Consider the following 17,596-nt stretch of genomic DNA (forward strand, 5'->3'; position numbering starts at 1 on the left):
CCGCCTAGTCATGACTTATTGTTTTTCTGACTATGGCTATTGATGTACTTTTGAATCTGACGTTCCTCCCAAGCTTTTCCTAAGAAGGGGTTTTTAACAAATACGCTTACCGCATGTATTATCAATGCAATTCCCCAAATAATAGGTGTTCCAAAAACATTCCAATCCAACCAGTTTAAAAATTCAGGATCTCCTAAGGCTCCTTCGCTCAATAGTGTAAAATGGATTTTTCCACGGGCTAAAAGCAGTATTACATTCACAATGATATAAGCCGTAAGGTGCCCATAAAACCCTTTAATATCATCTACTCTTTTGCGCGCTCTTTCATAAGAGTTTGATGGTTTTTTGTTTTTTGATTTCATGATGAATTCGATTAGGTTATGTGTAGCTAGAAGATTGCGGCTAATCTTTCTCTATGTATTTCCGAATCTGTCGCTCTTCCCAAGCTTTACCAAGAAAAGGGTTTTTACCAAACACATTGACTGCGTGAAAAACAAGGAAAATTCCCCAAACAATTGGCGTTCCGAAAACATTCCAATCAATCCAATTTAAAAAGTCTGAATCTTGAAATATGGTATGCTCTATAGACATAAATCTACCTCTTGTGAATAGCACAACCAGAATTACTATCACGTACACTGCCAGGTGCACGTAAAACCCTTTGATATCTTTAACCTTCTTCTGCGCTCTTTCATAGGACGACAAAGGTTTTTTATTTTTTGAGCTCATGATGATCGTTTTAGTTATTTATACTTTTCAGCCTGCTTCTTCTCTTCTTCCATATATTTTTTTATCTGCCGCTCTTCCCAGTTTTTGTTAAAAAAGGGATTATAAGAAAATACCTTGAGTGCATGGAAAAACACGCCTATTCCCCAAAAAATCCATGTTGATACCGTTCCAAAGTCCCAAATGGCTTCAAAAAAACTATCTCCATTGTATATACGACTTACGATGATAACTGTGCTTATCATTATGTTAACCAATATATACACCATAAAATGTATATAAAAGCCTTTTAATTCTTCGACTCGCTTTTTGGCCCTTTCTTTCTTATCAAAATTGTTATAATCCATTAGTTCCATCTGTTTTGTTGTTCATCTTCCTCCATGAATTCTTGAATTTTTCTTTCTTCCCAGCCTCTTCCGAAAAAAGGATTCAACCCAAAAACTTTAATTGCTTTGAAAACCAATCCTATACCCCAACCGAAAACAGCCCATAAGAACCACATATAATTCCATCCATTGGTATAATAATTTAATGCAGCTAAGAAGGCCATAAATAACGCATAAGACATTAAGCTGCTATAAAATTTCTTCATCTCGGCAATGCGCGCCTTAGCCCTCTGGTACTTTACATCGCTTGTGTTTCTTGATTCTTTTATTTCCAAAAATTCCATCTGATTTTTCTTTTTAAGGTTTGCCATTTTACTTGTATCAAATTTCTATAATTAGAAGGGTTTTACTAAAAGATACTTTCTGAATTGTTGTTTTTTGGGGACGAATCGTGTTAGAAATTCTCATCCTCCATAAACTCACGCATTTTGCGTTCTTCCCATTTTTTTCCATAAAACGGATTGTAACCAAAAGCCTCTAAGCCATGAACGGTTAAGCCGAAACCCCAACCCAGAGCTGGAAAAATAGCCCAAGGAAAACTTGTTGTATTGTAATTGATAAAAACTAAAATAGGTATTACAATAATGTAAGACGTAAGATTTCCATAGAAGCCTTTGATGTTTTCAACCCGCTCTTTGGCCTTCTCATATCTTTTATCCTCTATATATACTTCTTGGGTTTCCACTTTCGAAACCTGTTTCGTCAGCATAGGTAGTCGTACACTAAAGTCTGATGCGGCTTTCTCAATCTGCACCCTTCTATCGGTTAATATAGCGTAGCGTTGCTGTATGTTTGTAAGACCGACTCCACTACTCTTCTTCACTACCTGTTTTTCTTGAAGGTTATTAGATACCTGCAGCATTCCATCTTTTTCGATAACCTTGATATGCAGTGGCCGTTCTGAGGTAACCACATTGTGTTTTACAGCATTTTCAAGCAATAACTGAAGTGATAAAGGAATAATCTTCGCTTCAGGGTTTAAACTTTTTTCTGGAATATCAAAAACAATACTATCTTCAAAACGCATTTTTAATAGTCGCACATAGGTACGAGCAAACTGCAATTCCTCATCAACTGTAACCAAGTCTTTGTTTTTCTGCTCTAAAACATAACGGTACACTTTAGATAGCGAAGTTGTAAATTTTTGGGCTTGATACGGATCCTCCTCTATCAGACTTGTAAGTACATTAAGACTATTGAATAAAAAATGGGGATCGAGTTGGTTTTTTAACGCATCAAACTTTGCTGATGCAGTACCCGCAATTATCTTCTGTTCTTTTACCTTATTTTCTTGTCGGTATTTATAGTACCAGACAATGTAGAAAATTGAAGCAATGACTAAAGCGATGAACACCGACTGAAAGTAATTATCAATTGATTGTGACGTTAGCGCTTGCTGAATCGACCTGTCATGAAACCCAATTAAGACAATAAATGTGGCAACAAAAATACCGATACAGGTCATCACCACGTTACCGAGAAGGGCAATCGACATGCGTTGCACGGTGTACAGAAAGTTGTCCCACTTTTTAAGAAGAAAGAGGAACCAGGCCATATTGACCATGTATAATATGGAAGAAAACACCAGGTTGGAGAAATACTCTAGCCAGATATCGTCAACCATGTTCTCAAACCGTACATAATCTGTAAAATAATAGTACGACAAAAAACCTAAAAAGATTAACGTACCAATTATGAATGCTCTGAGCAGTTCTTTTAAAAAACTATTTGTCGTCATTATTCGTTGCATTTTTTAGCTGTCATTTCCGCCCTATCTTGCCCCCAATTCGGATGAAAATCAGATTCAGGTTTAAAGTTAGTAAAAAGTTCTAGGGAACGTTCTACATCTTTGCAAAAGGGCGCTGTATCTTGACCAAAGTACTGTGCCGAGCCCATATCCCATTCTGCTTTTGAGAACACTACCCTGGGGTTTTTCGGATCTATCTGAGCTGCCTTATCGTATGCAGCAACCACCTTCCCAGAAAGGGTCATGCCATAGGTAGCACCGTCAAAAGCTATCCAGGCTGTATAGATCATTGCTTGTTGTACTAATATCTCAGGGTTATCGGGTGAAATGGCCTTGGCAATATCTACAAACTCCTGTGCCTTTTCAAGTTGTTGGGTTAATTTTGCTTTGTCCTTCTCTCCGAAGGAAGCTACCGTATTTACTTGAGCAACATAGTAGTGGGGAAGCCAATTGTCCATTTCAGCGGAAGCGATACGCTCAAACATATTGGAGGCTTCTGTTGATTTTCCTTCACCCCATAATTGAAATGCCTTTTGCATTCCTTTTGAATATTGGTCTTGGGCAAAAGTGATAGTTGATACTAGAAATACGGCAATAGCGATAACTTTTTTCATGCTTGCAAGTTTATAAGTTTATGATTTGTTTTATGTTTTTTCCTTTTAGCTCGAATTTGGCATCCTTCCATTTTGGTGGACCAAATCTGGCTGGGGCATCATTTGAGCTACCCGTATCTTCTGAGGGAATACCAAAAAAATTGGTATCCAACTTTCCATCATTATTTTCATCATGAAAAACCGAAACCGCATAGACTCCATCTGGAATATTAGTAAACACAAAAGCGCTTTTGCCATCACTAATCTTAGCGGTACCTGGCTTATAGATTTTCTTTAACCAATTGGCTTCAGAATTGTAGAGTCCAATAAGCATTTGACCCTCTGAACCGGCGATGTTGTGGATTTCAACTTCAATCTTATTTGATTGTTCTTGAGCCTGAGTAACCACAGTTACCAATAAAAATAATAGCATACGTGCCAAATGAATCATGATTTCTATTTTTTGTTCCCCAGTAGATGGGTCACTGATTACAGGGCAAATTTGAAACGGTAGCTACTTAAAAAGAAAAAAGAAAGACCGAACTGTTGAATAGTGGGGATGAATTGTAAATCAAGCAAGCCTTGACTCTGAAAGCACACAAAGTCAGATTTTTCCACATTATTAGATAAGAATAAATTTCATAACATTTTAACAGTCAAATGTTAAATTATAAAAATAATCACTACATTACCGCAAGATTAGACCAACCGATTTTCACTCATCAAGCTACATCGATAGGCAGTTTCCTTCTGATCACATCGCTTTATTCACCCACTTAAGTTACTTGCAATGGTATTTCCTCCCCAGCTATTGTTCGTTACCAACCAACCTGTCTATTAACCAATTAAATAGCACCATTATGAAAAAAGTAGTATTAAGTATTTTATTTTGTCTACCCTTTGCGCTCTTTGCACAGGAAACTCCAGATCTAGTTTTTAGTCAAGTTATGCTGACGCCCAAACCTGATAAAATAGTTGAATTTGAGGCTGGACTATCTGCCCATAATAAGAAATTTCATTCTCAAGAAGCACAACAAGCCAATGTTTATTGGATTGCCAACGGAAAAAATTCCGGAAAGTATATCTGGAGTGCTGGTCCAATGCCCTGGGCCGCGATGGATGCCGACCATCCTGCAGGTGCAGAACACGATGGAGATTGGAATAAAAATATAGCTCCATTTACCAAAGGCAACGATGAAGCTTTTTTCTTTAGAGCAGACCTTGCCAATTCTAATTTTTCAAAAGACTTTACGATAAAAAACATGTCTGTTTTTATGATCGACGTCAAACGGTTCAAGAATATGGAATTCATGGCTGAACTCGAGAAGGTAAGAAAAGTATATGCAGAAAAAATGCCTGAAAAAATATTTGGCATCTATCACAATTCCATGCCTGTAAATGATGACCGTAAATTTCAACGTGACTTTGGATGGGTCGAATTCTTTGATAGCATGAGTGTGATGAATGAGGACGACAAATTTCCACAATACTTTGAAGAAGTGCATGGGGAAGGTTCTTTTACCAAGTTTCTTGAAACATTTAGTGAGGTTACTAATGCAGATATGACCGAACTTTGGACTTTTAGGGCAGATCTTAGTGGAACAGATGGCAAAATTTTGGCAGCGGAGAGACAATAAGTTAAGGCAAATAACCAGCACAATATGACCCTTTTACAAAACCCAGCACAAATTCTGGGTTTTGTTTTTTTCAGAGAAAAGTCTACTAACTACAATATTCTTTTAACTTTAAACCCTCCCCCACCTTAGAAACCATATATGAAACCATCCAAACGCGCTCTACCCTTTGATTCTTCTGGCTATTATTTTTTAGGCCTACTCGCCCTGGCCATTGCTGGCTTTTGGCCCTCTTACTTCGCAAAATTCTTTGACGGCACCGCTGACTTTAGCTTTTACTTTCACTTTCATGTTTTTTTTGCAGTTCTATGGATTGCAATGCTCATTGCCCAGCCCATTCTAATTCGTCAAAAAAAGTTTGAATTGCATCGAAAAATCGGAAAGCTATCGTATTTCGTTGTTCCACTTATTTTTATATCCATAATCTTATTGGCCCACAGTACGCTAAAAGGTCCTAAAGAAAATGTGGGTCTTGAGCTCTGGATACCTTTCAAAGACCTTCTGATTTTTGCGGTTGGTTATGGTATTGCCATCAGATACCGCAAAGCTATGGCCATTCATGCCAGAGGAATGATTGTGGCGGGCATTGTACTTATAGAACCTGCCTTGGTGCGTCTCATTTTGTACTTGTTTTTCCCCGATGCAGGCTTTGCTCCTGAAGGATATATGGGTACTATACTAACGGTATATGCTCTCCTTATTGGGCTAATAGTGTATGAGCGGAAACAAAAAGTAGGCCGCTGGGTATTTCCATTGACATTGGGGCTATACCTATTTGTACATTCGGTTTTGATATTTCAGATTCGTGTACCGGGCTGGCAAGCCTTTGCAGCGTGGTTTGCAGATTTGCCCTTAACATAAAACATACGATGAATACTTCTCCCATGAAAAACGTTTTTACCCTTGCACTGCTATGCATATTATACTGTTCCGCCTATTCCCAAAAACCGCGCGCACGTGACTTAGGTATTCCCTTTGCCGGTACAACAGGTCAATTTAATGCGATTACCGATGTTGAAGGCGTTGAAGTGGGCTACAGTACTATCATTTCTGGAGCGGGTGAGAATACAGTTGGTAAAGGCCCAATACGAACTGGAGTGACCGCAATATTTCCTAGAGGCAAGGACAAAAAATTCAGTCCGGTTTATGCAAACTGGTATAGCTTGAACGGTAACGGAGAAATGACCGGTACTACCTGGGTCACCGAGTCGGGTTTCTTGGAAACCCCTATAATGATTACGAACACTAACAGTGTAGGCGTAGTTAGAGATGCCGTTTTAAAATGGTATGTCGATACAGACTGGTACAAGGGCGAAGATTGGTGGTATACCTATCCTGTTGTGGCAGAAACTTATGATGGTTTTCTTAATGACATCTATGGTTTTCATGTAAAGGAAGAACATGTTTTAGAAGCCATACAAAACACATCTGGAGGAAAAATAGCCGAGGGCAACGTTGGGGGTGGAACAGGAATGATGTGCCTAGGATTTAAAGGTGGTACGGGAACATCTTCAAGAATAATATCTATTAAAGATTCCAAGTATACTGTTGGGGCTATTGTACAATCAAATTTTGGATCGAAAAGAAATCTAACCATTGCAGGAGTTCCTGTGGGTCTAGAACTTAAAGACACCTTAAATTACGAATACAAGGCACCTCCACAATCTAGGAGAAAAGAGGGAGATGGTTCTATCATCGTTGTCTTAGCTACCGATGCCCCTTTACTCCCACATCAATTAAAAAGAATAGCACAGCGAATACCCCTGGGAATCGGTATTGTAGGGGGAAGAGGAAGTAATGGCTCTGGAGATATATTTATCGCTTTTTCCACGGCAAATGAGGGAGCGTTCAATCGAGATGAAACCACCACTGTAGAAACATTCTCCAATGATTTGATTACACCTTTTTTTGAGGCTACAGTGCAAGCAGTTGAAGAAGCTATCATCAACGCAATGGTAGCCGCTGAAACCATGGGAGGCATTAATGGTAACAAAGCCCATGCGCTGCCCCATAAACTCTTAGTTAAAGTTTTAAAAAAATATAACAGGATAAAATGAAAAAAATACTAAGCTTACTTATAATTCCACTCCTTCTAGGATGTAAACAAGTACCAGCACAAAAAAACGTTGACGCTAAGGCTGAGGGAAAACAAGAACTCACAGGTGCTGCCAAATACTTTGCTGAAATGGAGGCAAAAGCGCTCTCCATACCCTTTAGAGGTATAGAAACTGAAAAAGGAAAAGAATTGGAGTTATTCCCTTTAAAATCGACTGGAGTTTCTACCGCTCCAATCCAAAAGGCCGCAGCATCTTTTTTAAGTAGTTTGACGACTGTGCAAAAAGAAAAGACACAATTTGCTATTGACGATGATGAGTGGCGAAAATGGTGTAATGTTGATAATGGTATCTATGAGAGGCAAGGGATTAGCCTAAAAGCAATGACTAACATTCAAAAGGAAGCTGCTTTTGGTCTAATGCGAGTTTCATTGAGTGCAAAAGGCCTGCAACTCAGCAAAAATATTATGAAGACCGACCAAACCTTAAAAGAACTAAATAATGGTGATGCGGCGTATGATGAAGAGCTTTACTTTTTCACTCTAATGGGTACACCTTCTTCAACAGAACCCTGGGGTTGGCAATTAGATGGTCATCATCTAGTTATCAACTATTTCGTTTTAGGTGATCAAGTAGTAATGTCTCCCGTATTTATGGGTGGTGAGCCAATTATTACCACCTCCGGAAAATACAATGGCAATACATTATTCCAAGATGAACAGAATCTAGGATTGCATTTTATGCAATCGCTTTCCAAAGAACAACAAACAGAAGCCATCATTTCTTCTTCAAAGCATAACAACGACATAAAAGCAGAGGCTAGTAAAGACAATGTCACCTTAAATTACGAAGGCCTTAAAGTTTCAAAGCTAGCGGAGGAGCAAAAAGAACGCTTAGTGCATTTGATTTCCCAATACATAAACAATATGAAAGAGGGGCATCACCAAGTTAAAATGGAGGAAATCATGCACCATTGGAACCGTACTTACTTTGCTTGGGTGGGTGAAACTACCCCTGATGCTGTTTTTTACTACCGCATTCATAGTCCGGTAGTCTTAATTGAATTCGATCATCAAGCGGCTATAGGCGTACCCAATAGCCCTAAAGGTCCTATTCGAAATCATATACATACCATCTTAAGAACTCCGAATGGCAATGATTATGGCAAAGACTTATTGCGTCAACACTTAGAAAAAAGCCACCATCACTAATACCATAACGCACTGATATGAAAACTGTACTTGGATTCTTCTTACTTTTAATCTTGAGCATGCAAATGGGATGCTCCTCATCTGTACCTTTTGACATTCTTATCAAAAATGGGCAAATCGTAGACGGTTCAGGAAAACCCTCTTATGTAGGTGATCTTGGTATTAATGCCGATACTATCGCAGCTATTGGAGATTTAGACAAGGCCAAGGGAATTCAAGAAATCGATGCTACTGGCTTAACAGTCACTCCCGGCTTTATCAATATGCTTAGTTGGGCAACAGAATCTTTGATAGTTGATGGAAAATCTGAAAGCGATATTCGTCAAGGTGTCACCCTAGAGGTAATGGGTGAAGGCTGGTCTATGGGTCCGCTGAACGAAGAAATGCGACAGCAAGAACTTAAAATTCAAAAAGATTTTAAATACGATATAGAGTGGACCACCCTAGGGGAGTATTTAGAGTTTTTGGAAGCGAAGGGTGTAGCTCCGAACGTAGCTTCTTTTGTTGGCGCCACTACCTTACGTATTCATGAGTTGGGAGAAGCCAACCGACCTCCTTCCCCTACTGAGTTGGAAAACATGAAAGCACTAGCCAGAACGGCCATGGAGGAAGGTGCCATGGGCATTGGGTCGTCGCTGATTTATGCACCTGCTTTTTATGCTGATACCGATGAACTTGTTGAACTATGCAAAATTGCCGCTGAATACAACGGCATGTACATTTCACACATGCGTAGCGAAGGCGACTATTGGTTAGAGGCCATTGACGAATTAATCAAAATTGCGAAACAGGCTGATATCCGCTCTGAAATTTATCATTTGAAAGCAGGAGGTAAAGACAACTGGAGTAAATGGGAAACTGCCATCGCTAAAATTGATTCTGCCCGTTCCATCGGGCTCGAAATCACTACAGATATGTATACTTATACTGCAGGAGCTACCGGTTTAGACGCCTCAATGCCCCCATGGGTACAGGAAGGTGGTTATGGAAAATGGGCAGCACGTTTACAAGATCCAGCAATTCGAAAAAAAGTAATTGAAGAAATGAAAGCAAAGGGAGATGGCTGGGAAAATTTATATTTTGCAGCAGGTAGCGCTGATAAATTAATCTTAAACGGGTTTAGAAACGACAGCTTACGATACCTGACCGGTAAAACCTTGAGTGAAGTAGCGCAAATGAGAGGTACGAGTGCAGAAGAAACAGCAATTGATTTAGTAGTACAAGATAGCAGCAGGGTTGGCACCGTATACTTTCTCATGTCGGAAGAAAATGTAAAAAAGCAGATTGCCTTACCTTATATGAGTTTTGGCTCTGATGCAGCTTCGATTGCACCAGTAGAGCCGTTCACAAATTATAGCCCACACCCTAGAGCATATGGCAACGTGGCGCGTCTATTGGGGAAATACGTTCGCGAAGAAAAAGTGATTCGTTTGGAAGAGGCGGTGTACAAATTAAGTGGACTACCAGCAGCTAACCTAAAATTAAAAAAACGGGGGACCTTGGCAGTAGGTAATTATGGAGATTTGGCCATTTTTGATGACAACATCATTATTGACAAGGCCACGTTCGAAGATCCGCATCAATTTGCGGAAGGAATGGTACACGTCTTTGTAAACGGCCAGCAAGTCTTGAAAAATGGAGAACATACAGGCGCATTACCCGGAAAATTTGTACGCGGACCAGGCTGGAAAGAAACCAAATAGTAGAAACATTATTAAAAAAATAACATGAGAAAATCTGCACTTTTAATCTTACTCACACTTACCCTAGCGCTAAGCTGCAAAAATGAAAAGACTCCATCGAAGGAAAATGTATCTGCGCTGGAAATGTTTGCCGACTCCCTTTTTAAGTCTAGTTTGGATAGCACAAAAATAGCCGGCGGGGGCATATTAGTGCATCAAAAGGGCAAGACCTTGTTACAAAAATCGTATGGCCAGGCTAGTTTAGAATTGGAGGTGCCCATGCCAGCAAACGCACATTTTGAAATAGGGTCGGTAACGAAGCAGTTTACAGGCGCAGCCATTTTGAAATTAGTAGCAGCAGAAAAACTTTCTTTGGAAGATGACTTTACGGAATATTTAGAGTTTGATACCAAAGGCAGAAAGATTACCATTGACCAATTGCTCAACCATACCTCTGGCATCGCCAGTTATACCGAAATTGAGGAATTTGGAAGCCTTGTTCCACAAGAATTGCCTCGTGATTCGCTATTGCGGATATTGGAAACAAAAGATTTTTTGTTTGAACCCGGTGAGGCGCTTATTTATAACAATTCGGCCTACTTTATCTTGGGACTAATCATTGAAAAAGTAACCGGAAAGACGTATGAAGAATTTCTGAAAGAAAGCATTTTTCAGCCCTTAGGCATGCAAAACACCTATTATTGCTCCAACAGAAAAGTAGTTAAAAACAAGGCATATGGCTATGATTATTCGCCTGAAGGCTTGCAGCAAAAGCAATATCTAAGCCATAACTGGCCATATGCGGCTGGTTCACTGTGTAGTACAACAGAAGATCTATTGACTTGGATGACAGCGCTACACGAAGGCAAACTACTTAGTGAGGTGGAATATCAGCAGCTAATTAGTCCGAAAACCTTGAATGACGGTACGTCGTTACGCTATGCCATGGGCGTGTCTAATTTCTATAATTATGGAAATCAGGAGATCAGTCATGGTGGTGGTATTCCGGGGTTTTTAACTGAAACAAAATACTTTCCTCAGCAAGACTTATACATCATCTGTTTGACGAATACTGCTGGTCCTCATGGCGGTGCCTTCTTTGTAAATCATATCATGTGGCAATTACTGGAAAAGGAAGAATACGAGTCTACAACTTTAGACTTTGACCCCAAAGAAATTGAAGGAATATACTCGGGTCAGACCAGAGGTCGAAAGCAAAGTGTTGAAGTTAAGGCCATTGCAAATGCTATTACCGTGGAGTTCAACAAAGATGGCAATAAAGACACATTAAACATCTATGTAGGAAATCACACTTGGATGGATGGTAATACAACTGTTTTTATCAATGATGGACTAGTCAAAACAGATCAGGTTTACGGGCATTATATTTTAAAAAAAGAGAATTAACAGCTGCTCATTCTAAAACCAATTCAAATGAATTATAGAAAAGTCTTTTTGCTTTTTGCATTGCCCTTTCTGCTTACTTTACGAATGGTAGCGCAACAACCGCCTTCCAATAAAAAACTCGATGCCATGATTATTCAAGGCATGAAAGACTGGAAAGTACCCGGACTTGCAGCAATAGTTGTGAAAGATGGTCAAGTTGCATTTCAAAAAACGTACGGTGTAAAAAATTTAGCAACAAAGGAAGCCGTAGACGGTAATACGCTGTTCAATATGGCGTCGACAACAAAGGCTGTTGTTGCGATTGCCATGGGTATGTTGGTTGATGATGGCAAGCTGAATTGGGATGATAAAGTGGTAGACCATCTCCCCTATTTTAAATTATCAGATTCTTATACTACGGCCAATGCCCGTATAAAAGATCTATTTACACACAATCTAGGTCTTGGTAATACTGATGCATTGTGGATTATTGATAGTGTTTCAACTCATGAAACGATTCGAAGATTTCAGTTTGCTAAACCAACTTATCCGCTCCGTGGCGGATTCACCTATCAAAATATCATGTACGCGGTCGCTGGTGAAGTTATTGCCAAGGTAAGTGGAAAGCCTTGGAACGAATTTGTAAAAGAGCGTGTTTTCGATCCTTTGGGAATGACACGTACCCAGGCCGTGGCCAAGAACATCTTTAAGGCAGGTAATTATGTGACTCCTTATTTAGATGATCACGACGATGGAATGGTTGAAGTCGATTACGGGTTTTCAGATCAGATAGGGCCAGCTGGCATGATTTGTTCGACCGCAAATGACATTTCAAAATACTTGACTTTCTTGGTTAATGATGGTGTATCTCAGGCTGATACCCTTCTTAAGCCGAAGACATTCAAATACATTTTTGAGCCCCATTCTTTTTTAGGCACCAATGGAATTTATCCTACCAACACCCTAACCAAACCCAACTGGAACACCTATGGTTTGGGTTGGTTTCAACAAGATTACAAGGGCCACAAACTTGACTTTCATACTGGCAGTCTTTTTGGCCTGGTTGCAATTGCTGGAATAATGCACGATAAAAATATAGCGGTCTATGTATTTGCTAACTTAGACCATGCGGAGCTACGCCACGCTATTATGTACAAAGCTTTAGACCTCTATGGTTTTAATGACGATAGTCGTGATTGGCATACCGAAGTGTACAAACTCTATAATGGCTTTAGAGAAGAAAGCATTAAAAAATCAAGAAAAAAATTAGATGAGCGCATAAAAAATAGCACCACAAGTTTGGCATTAGCATCTTATACTGGCACCTATACTAACGACATGCTGGGTTCTGCAAAAGTGGCTCTAAAGAACAATGTGCTACAGATTAACTTTAATGATTTCATTTCTTACGATACTGAACATTGGCATTATGATACCTTTATTACAAATAAGGATCCCCGGTTTTACGAAAAATTAATGGTACGTTTTGAACTAAATACCGATGGTGAGGTAGAAGAATTTGATTTTATGGGCGAGGTATTTACCAGAGTAGATTAATGCGACCTTCGACATACCAAGTCGAACTATTTTAAAATGGTATTTGTAGGGCTATCAACAATCAATTAACTTATGTCACCAAAAATAATTCAAATAGCATTGTATGAACATCAAACTCTCGCCGACAAGAAACATTAGTTGACCTTGCGATCTTAACCATAATTCGTGCGAACTTCGTTTGGATCATTAACCAAAATCGAATTTTAAAATCAAATCTGGAATAAAACTTATGAAAAATCAATTATTGCTTATTCTTTTCTTAGGGTGGTTATCCTTTGCGCAAAGTCAAACGAAATCCAATTTAGAATTGTTAGACATTTTCAATATGGAGTTTGTCTCTGACCCTCAAATTTCACCAGACGGCAATACAATTTTATACGTGCGAAACTTTAAAGACGTTATGACCGACAAAAACCTTTCCAATATCTGGATCATCAACTCAGATGGTTCTCGGAATAGGCCAATAACAACGGGAAACCAAAATGACATCTATCCAAGATGGTCACATGATGGTCAAAAAATAATTTTCAAATCTAATCGTCAAGATGATCGTATGAAGCTTTTTCTCATGTGGGTGGACACCAAGGAAATAGCCCCTTTGACCAATACGTCTATGGCTCCAGCTCAGGTGACTTGGTCTCAAGATGATCGCTATTTGGCATTTAACATGTTCGTACCTCAAAAAGAGGAATCTATTGTAAACATGCCGGCAAAACCTGAAGGTGCGAAATGGAATACCCCCCCAACCTATATCAATAAATTAAATTATAGAGGTGATGGACAAGGGTACATCAAAGGCGGCAACATGCAACTTTTTATTCTATCTATAGACGGTGGTACACCAAAACAGTTAACAACTACCGATTTTGACCATGGTGCTCCGGTTTGGGCCAAAAATGGTAAGAAACTCTATTTCTCCGCCAATTTCAATCCTGATGAAGCCTTCGAACCAATGAATAGTGAAATCTATGCTCTTGATTTGGAAAGCAACAAGGTAACCGCTTTAACTAGTCGTTATGGTCCAGATGATACCCCTAAGATTTCTCCTGACGGTACTAAAATTGCCTTTACAGGCTTCGATGATAAATTGCAAGGCTATCAAGTAACCGAGCTGTATACAATGAGTTTGACTGGAGGAGCACCAGAAATCTTATCTGCTAAGTTTGATCGTAGTGTCTCAAATATTCAATGGGCCAGTGACGGAAAAGGTCTTTATTTTCAGTACGACGATAAAGGAGAAACGAAAATTGCTCTTATGTCGCTTTCAGGACAGGTTGTGAATAAGGTACAAAGTGTAGGAGGTCTGTCACTGGGAAGGCCATATAATGCAGGAGCATATACCGTTTCTAGTACAAACAAAATAGCCTATACGCTGGGGTCGACCCAGCATCCTTCTGACCTAGGCGTGAGTGACCGGCGCGGTAATAAACGCTTGACTTTTGTGAATGATGACCTTTTTTCATCCAAAAGTTTGGGCAATGTAGAGGAGCTTTGGTGGAAGTCTTCCTTCGACCAAGAAGATATTCAAGGATGGGTGGTTACCCCACCTAATTTTGATCCTTCAAAGAAATACCCCTTTATTTTGGAAATACATGGCGGACCATTCGCAAGCTATGGTTCAGTATATTCTGCAGAAATACAAGCGTATGCAGCAGCTGGTTATGTAGTATTATACGCAAACCCGCGAGGCAGTACTAGTTACGGCCAGAAGTTTGGAAACCTAATTCACCACGACTATCCCAACCATGATTATGAAGATCTAATGTCAGGTGTCGACACGGTTATTGCCAAGGGCTTTGTAGATAGCCAAAAGCTATTTGTGACCGGCGGTAGTGGTGGTGGTGTACTTACAGCATGGATCGTGGGCAAAACAGATCGTTTTAAAGCAGCAGTTGTCGCTAAACCCGTAATCAACTGGTCAAGCTTTGTACTTTACGCCGACGGAGCCGCATTTTTCTCCAAATATTGGTTTGGCAAAAAACCTTGGGAGGATCCAGAAAATTACTTTAGGCGCTCTCCTTTATCGTATGTTGCGAATATCACTACACCTACGATGCTATTGACAGGAGAAGAAGACTACCGAACTCCTATTGCAGAATCAGAGCAATTCTATACCGCCTTGAAATTGGAAGGTGTGGAAACGGCAATGGTGCGTATACCTGGTGCCTCTCACGGCATCGCCAATAGACCAAGTAATTTGATTGCAAAAATCGCCGGAATTTTGGCATGGTTCGAGAAACACAAAGACTAGTACTGCGATGAAGTTTTTCCGTAAGATCCGGCAACGACTACTATCAGAGAACAAGTTCTCTAAATACCTCTTGTATGCCGTAGGTGAAATTATCTTAGTAGTTATCGGGATTTTGATTGCCTTACAAATCAATAATCGAAGTGAACTTAAGAAAATTAGAAAACAAGAGGTCTCACTGCTTAGCAACCTGGCCAATGAAATTCAGCTCGATATTCTGCAAATAGAAAACAATACATCCCTAGCTACCCAGCGGTTGGCAAGACTCGACAGCCTTGTTCATTGGTTAGAACATCCTGAGCGTGTTGACAGGTCTGCGTTTGTTCAACAGTCTTTTGAATTTGTATTCGACCAATATTTCAAAAGCAACAGTGGTATTTTTGACGAAGCTGTTTCCTCAGGTCGAATGAGTTATGTGCAAAATGAAGGTTTACGTCAAAACATCTTTGATTATTACCGCAACGCCAACGAAAGTGACAACGACGGCACAACCCGTCAAGTTACTGACGAACTTATCACCCCTATATTTGTGGAAACCTTGTTCATGAACCCAGAAGGCTTTTCAACCTTAGGACTCCATGTTGAAAACATCTCGAACTTGGAAAGTATCGATTTAGGGGCTCTGGCAAATAACAAGGACTTTTGGAAGATGGTGCTGCTAAAATTTGGGAGTAACCGTGAACAAATTGAACGTTGGCAAGAGATAAAAACACTGGCCCAAGAGATACAACAACAAATAAAACAAGAATTGAAAAACTTGGAATGATCAAATGTTTTTGAATAATTCTTTAGAGACTGCTAATCTAAAAGTAAATTATTAGCTTCACCTTATGAAAAAAAACAACTTCGCAATGCGCAACACACTTTTACTTGGCATTCTCACTGTGCTATTCATTTCGGCTTGCAAGACAGAACCCACCGTAAAAGTAGATCCCTTTGGTGAATACCTAAATAACATTTACGACAAGGGCATGCTGAACGGCAATGTACTTGTCTTTCAGAATGGTGAAATTGTTCATCAAGGTTCATACGGTATAGGCAATATCGATCCAATTGATTCTTTGACCCTCGATTCTCAATTTCGTATGGCTTCCGTAAGTAAACAGTTTACTGCAATGGCCATAATGCAATTGAATGAAAAAGGAAAGCTCTCCTATGATGATGATTTAAAAAAGTTTATTCCAGAATTACCTTATAAAGACATCACTGTTAGACATTTACTGCATCATACTTCAGGTCTGCCTGATTATGAAGAATTCATGTACTACAATTGGAAACCAGAATTGAAAATTGATGACCCTGCAAGGTTTATCTCAGGCAATACGGATGTTATTGAATTAATGGCCGAAAAAAAACCTGAAATTGACTTTATACCTGGGGAGCAATGGGATTATAGCAATACGGGATACTTGTTTTTAGCCGCAATAGTAAGTAGGGTTTCAGGAATGCCCTTCGAGCAATATCTAAAGGAAAACATTTTTGACCCCACAGGAATGTCAAGCACTTCAGTTTACAAATACGTTGTAGGTAAAGACCCAGAAATGCCGAACCGTGTGTTTGGTTATGACACCAAACTCAATGGTGAAGATCGAATCTACCATGATATACATTATTTGAATCCTGTTCAGGGAGACGGTGGCATCTATTCGACCTTAGGTGATCTTTTAAAGTGGGATAGGGCCCTGTATACCAATACCTTGGTTTCTGAAGAAACGCTATCAGAAGCGTATACTCCCGGGAAGCTAAATAATGGTGACGAAACAAATTATGGTTTTGGTTGGTTCATTGAGAAATCGGTTACCGATAAAAAAGTAGTCTTTCATTCAGGCGGATGGGTTGGTTTTGGCACGTACATCTACCGTGAAATTGAAGATAACAATTGCTTTATAGTACAGACCAACAATTCAACGAGTTATTTTGGGGCGCTCATGCCCATCAAAAAAATGCTGCATGACCAACCTTATGAAATGCCAAAATTGAATGTTGGTGAAGTAGTAGGGAAAATAATACTCTCGGAAGGAATTGATAAAGGTCTCTCTGAATATAACCGTCTAAAATTTGAAGAACCAGACAATTATGAAATTTCCGAAGGACAACTCAATAGCCTGGGGTATCAATTAATGGGTTTAGATCGCAATCAAGACGCCCTGCAAATATTAAAGCGCAACCAGGAGGAATATCCAGAATCAGCGAATACATATGACAGCTACGCAGATGCACTATTGGCGAACAAAGACACTGCAAATGCGATTATAAACTATAATAAGGCTTTTGCCATGGACTCTACCTTCACCACCTCTAGGGAAAAGGCTAAAAGATTGGAATAGAACTGACTCCTAGGTTGCTCAAAAGGGGTTAAAGGCTGGGTAAAC

Annotated in this window: 17 protein-coding genes; 10 read left to right on the forward strand and 7 right to left on the reverse strand. The window is 39.6% G+C overall.

The window, feature by feature from the left end:
* Positions 1-8 precede the first annotated feature (8 nt).
* From ABJN95_RS14665 to ABJN95_RS14695, 7 genes are all read right to left on the reverse strand, one after another.
* Positions 9-362 carry a 2TM domain-containing protein gene (locus tag ABJN95_RS14665; RefSeq protein WP_348371278.1) on the reverse strand — a complete coding sequence of 118 codons (354 nt, stop codon included), beginning with the start codon at positions 360-362 and terminating at the stop codon, positions 9-11.
* 40 nt (positions 363-402) lie between these two features.
* Entirely contained in the window at positions 403-729 is a 327-nt protein-coding gene (locus ABJN95_RS14670; RefSeq protein ID WP_348371279.1) for a 2TM domain-containing protein, read from the reverse strand.
* Positions 730-743: 14 nt separating this feature from the next.
* Entirely contained in the window at positions 744-1,073 is a 330-nt protein-coding gene (locus ABJN95_RS14675) for a 2TM domain-containing protein (protein WP_348371281.1), read from the reverse strand.
* Entirely contained in the window at positions 1,073-1,423 is a 351-nt protein-coding gene (locus tag ABJN95_RS14680) for a 2TM domain-containing protein (protein WP_348371284.1), read from the reverse strand. The genes ABJN95_RS14675 and ABJN95_RS14680 overlap by 1 nt, the downstream gene beginning before the upstream one ends.
* An 83-nt stretch (positions 1,424-1,506) precedes the next feature.
* Positions 1,507-2,850: a 2TM domain-containing protein gene (locus ABJN95_RS14685; RefSeq protein WP_348371285.1), complete on the reverse strand. Its 1,344-nt coding sequence runs from the start codon at positions 2,848-2,850 to the stop codon at positions 1,507-1,509.
* Entirely contained in the window at positions 2,850-3,473 is a 624-nt protein-coding gene (locus ABJN95_RS14690) for a hypothetical protein (protein WP_348371287.1), read from the reverse strand. The genes ABJN95_RS14685 and ABJN95_RS14690 overlap by 1 nt, the downstream gene beginning before the upstream one ends.
* Before the next feature lie 10 nt (positions 3,474-3,483).
* Positions 3,484-3,903, reverse strand: a complete 420-nt coding sequence (locus tag ABJN95_RS14695; protein WP_348371289.1) for a DUF2141 domain-containing protein — start codon at positions 3,901-3,903, stop codon at positions 3,484-3,486.
* Between the two features lie 409 nt (positions 3,904-4,312).
* Here ABJN95_RS14695 and ABJN95_RS14700 point away from each other — a divergent pair, with 409 nt between their 5' ends.
* The 10 genes from ABJN95_RS14700 to ABJN95_RS14745 all read left to right on the forward strand — a co-directional run bounded on the left by ABJN95_RS14700 (position 4,313) and on the right by ABJN95_RS14745 (position 17,551).
* Positions 4,313-5,089, forward strand: coding sequence for a hypothetical protein (locus tag ABJN95_RS14700; protein WP_348371291.1), 777 nt, complete (start codon positions 4,313-4,315; stop codon positions 5,087-5,089).
* A 138-nt stretch (positions 5,090-5,227) separates the two neighbouring features.
* Positions 5,228-5,947 (forward strand): hypothetical protein, encoded by a 720-nt coding sequence (locus tag ABJN95_RS14705; protein ID WP_348371292.1) that lies wholly within the window; start codon positions 5,228-5,230, stop codon positions 5,945-5,947.
* Between the two features lie 23 nt (positions 5,948-5,970).
* Positions 5,971-7,143, forward strand: a complete 1,173-nt coding sequence (locus ABJN95_RS14710; protein WP_348371294.1) for a P1 family peptidase — start codon at positions 5,971-5,973, stop codon at positions 7,141-7,143.
* Complete coding sequence (locus tag ABJN95_RS14715; protein ID WP_348371295.1) at positions 7,140-8,351, forward strand: DUF3500 domain-containing protein; 1,212 nt, start codon at positions 7,140-7,142, stop codon at positions 8,349-8,351. The genes ABJN95_RS14710 and ABJN95_RS14715 overlap by 4 nt, the downstream gene beginning before the upstream one ends.
* Positions 8,352-8,368: 17 nt before the next feature.
* On the forward strand, positions 8,369-10,054 hold the full coding sequence (locus ABJN95_RS14720) for a D-aminoacylase (protein WP_348371297.1): 1,686 nt from the start codon (positions 8,369-8,371) through the stop codon (positions 10,052-10,054).
* A gap of 24 nt (positions 10,055-10,078) precedes the next feature.
* The gene (locus ABJN95_RS14725) at positions 10,079-11,440 is read left to right on the forward strand and encodes a serine hydrolase domain-containing protein (RefSeq protein WP_348371299.1); all 1,362 of its coding nucleotides are present in this window, start codon (positions 10,079-10,081) and stop codon (positions 11,438-11,440) included.
* 27 nt (positions 11,441-11,467) lie between these two features.
* Positions 11,468-12,976 (forward strand): serine hydrolase, encoded by a 1,509-nt coding sequence (locus tag ABJN95_RS14730; protein ID WP_348371302.1) that lies wholly within the window; start codon positions 11,468-11,470, stop codon positions 12,974-12,976.
* Between the two features lie 229 nt (positions 12,977-13,205).
* Complete coding sequence (locus ABJN95_RS14735) at positions 13,206-15,227, forward strand: S9 family peptidase (protein WP_348371304.1); 2,022 nt, start codon at positions 13,206-13,208, stop codon at positions 15,225-15,227.
* Between the two features lie 7 nt (positions 15,228-15,234).
* Positions 15,235-15,990 carry a DUF6090 family protein gene (locus ABJN95_RS14740; RefSeq protein WP_348371305.1) on the forward strand — a complete coding sequence of 252 codons (756 nt, stop codon included), beginning with the start codon at positions 15,235-15,237 and terminating at the stop codon, positions 15,988-15,990.
* Between the two features lie 85 nt (positions 15,991-16,075).
* Positions 16,076-17,551, forward strand: a complete 1,476-nt coding sequence (locus tag ABJN95_RS14745) for a serine hydrolase (RefSeq protein ID WP_348371307.1) — start codon at positions 16,076-16,078, stop codon at positions 17,549-17,551.
* Positions 17,552-17,596: the final 45 nt, after the last annotated feature.

The organism is Maribacter sp. (assembly GCF_039974175.1).
Taxonomy (GTDB): Bacteria; Bacteroidota; Bacteroidia; order Flavobacteriales; family Flavobacteriaceae; genus Maribacter_C.

Coding starts and splice junctions, on each gene's coding strand:
- ABJN95_RS14665 (WP_348371278.1), bottom strand. CDS start 362: ATGAAATCAAAAAACAAAAAACCATCAAACTCTTATGAAAGAGCGCGC.
- ABJN95_RS14670 (WP_348371279.1), bottom strand. CDS start 729: ATGAGCTCAAAAAATAAAAAACCTTTGTCGTCCTATGAAAGAGCGCAG.
- ABJN95_RS14675 (WP_348371281.1), bottom strand. CDS start 1,073: ATGGATTATAACAATTTTGATAAGAAAGAAAGGGCCAAAAAGCGAGTC.
- ABJN95_RS14680 (WP_348371284.1), bottom strand. CDS start 1,423: ATGGCAAACCTTAAAAAGAAAAATCAGATGGAATTTTTGGAAATAAAA.
- ABJN95_RS14685 (WP_348371285.1), bottom strand. CDS start 2,850: ATGACGACAAATAGTTTTTTAAAAGAACTGCTCAGAGCATTCATAATT.
- ABJN95_RS14690 (WP_348371287.1), bottom strand. CDS start 3,473: ATGAAAAAAGTTATCGCTATTGCCGTATTTCTAGTATCAACTATCACT.
- ABJN95_RS14695 (WP_348371289.1), bottom strand. CDS start 3,903: ATGATTCATTTGGCACGTATGCTATTATTTTTATTGGTAACTGTGGTT.
- ABJN95_RS14700 (WP_348371291.1), top strand. CDS start 4,313: ATGAAAAAAGTAGTATTAAGTATTTTATTTTGTCTACCCTTTGCGCTC.
- ABJN95_RS14705 (WP_348371292.1), top strand. CDS start 5,228: ATGAAACCATCCAAACGCGCTCTACCCTTTGATTCTTCTGGCTATTAT.
- ABJN95_RS14710 (WP_348371294.1), top strand. CDS start 5,971: ATGAAAAACGTTTTTACCCTTGCACTGCTATGCATATTATACTGTTCC.
- ABJN95_RS14715 (WP_348371295.1), top strand. CDS start 7,140: ATGAAAAAAATACTAAGCTTACTTATAATTCCACTCCTTCTAGGATGT.
- ABJN95_RS14720 (WP_348371297.1), top strand. CDS start 8,369: ATGAAAACTGTACTTGGATTCTTCTTACTTTTAATCTTGAGCATGCAA.
- ABJN95_RS14725 (WP_348371299.1), top strand. CDS start 10,079: ATGAGAAAATCTGCACTTTTAATCTTACTCACACTTACCCTAGCGCTA.
- ABJN95_RS14730 (WP_348371302.1), top strand. CDS start 11,468: ATGAATTATAGAAAAGTCTTTTTGCTTTTTGCATTGCCCTTTCTGCTT.
- ABJN95_RS14735 (WP_348371304.1), top strand. CDS start 13,206: ATGAAAAATCAATTATTGCTTATTCTTTTCTTAGGGTGGTTATCCTTT.
- ABJN95_RS14740 (WP_348371305.1), top strand. CDS start 15,235: ATGAAGTTTTTCCGTAAGATCCGGCAACGACTACTATCAGAGAACAAG.
- ABJN95_RS14745 (WP_348371307.1), top strand. CDS start 16,076: ATGCGCAACACACTTTTACTTGGCATTCTCACTGTGCTATTCATTTCG.